This window comes from Enterobacter sp. RIT637 (genome assembly GCF_019718755.1).
In the GTDB taxonomy this organism is placed as follows: domain Bacteria; phylum Pseudomonadota; class Gammaproteobacteria; order Enterobacterales; family Enterobacteriaceae; genus Enterobacter.
Genome location: NZ_JAIHAZ010000051.1, coordinates 1 through 823, shown reverse-complemented (window position 1 = coordinate 823; position 823 = coordinate 1). Strand labels below are relative to the sequence as shown.

The following is an 823-nucleotide window of genomic DNA, read 5'->3' as shown; positions in this document are numbered from 1 at the left end:
AGCTCACCGTCGGCGCGAACTTCACCCGCGAAGAGCTGAATGACCACTTCTATGAGTCGGGCAAAACGTTGCCGGGCGTCGAGCCGGTCACCAAAGTGACCCGCAACGGCTGGGCGCTGTTCGCGGAAGATGGCTGGACGATTAACGACTTTACCTTGACCACCTCCGCGCGCGGCGATTACGACAGCTACTTCGGCGCGCACATCACACCAAAACTGTACGGCAACTGGGCGATCTCCGACGCCTGGGCGCTGAAAGGCGGGATCTCCGCTGGCTATAAAAAACCGGAGCTGCGCGCCACCTCCGATCAGTTTGTCACGCCGCACGGATCAACGCCGCCGTACCCGTTCCTGACCGTGGGTAACGACGATCTGAAACCAGAGAAAAGCCTCAACGCCGAAACGGGCCTCTACTGGACCGGGGAAGCCGTATCGCTGGACGGCACCGTCTTCTACACCCAGTTTAAGGACAAACTCTCCGAGCAGACGATTTGCGAAACCACCGCCACCAACCAGTGCGAAGTGAACGGCTATAAAGCGGATTCCGTCGATACATACTTTAACGTCAGCAAAGCGGATGTTTACGGTATCGAGCTGAATGGCGACTGGCAGATCACTCAGGATCTGAAAGCGAACGCGAACTACACCTACAACCACAGCGAGCAGAAATCTGGTGTGGATAAAGGCTACGCGCTCAACGACTGTCCGCGCCACATGGCGAACCTGTCGCTGAACTGGGCGGCAACGCAGTCGCTGGATCTGTGGAGCAACGCGAACTACCGCAGCAGTAACCGTGACAGCAACAGCGGCACGAAGTATGAGGC

At 58.0% G+C, this 823-nt stretch carries 1 protein-coding gene; it reads left to right on the top strand.

Annotation, left to right across the window (positions count from 1 at the left end; genetic code table 11):
• A partial coding sequence (locus tag K5E19_RS23055; protein WP_221553251.1) for a TonB-dependent receptor domain-containing protein occupies positions 1-823 on the top strand: 823 nt, incomplete at both ends.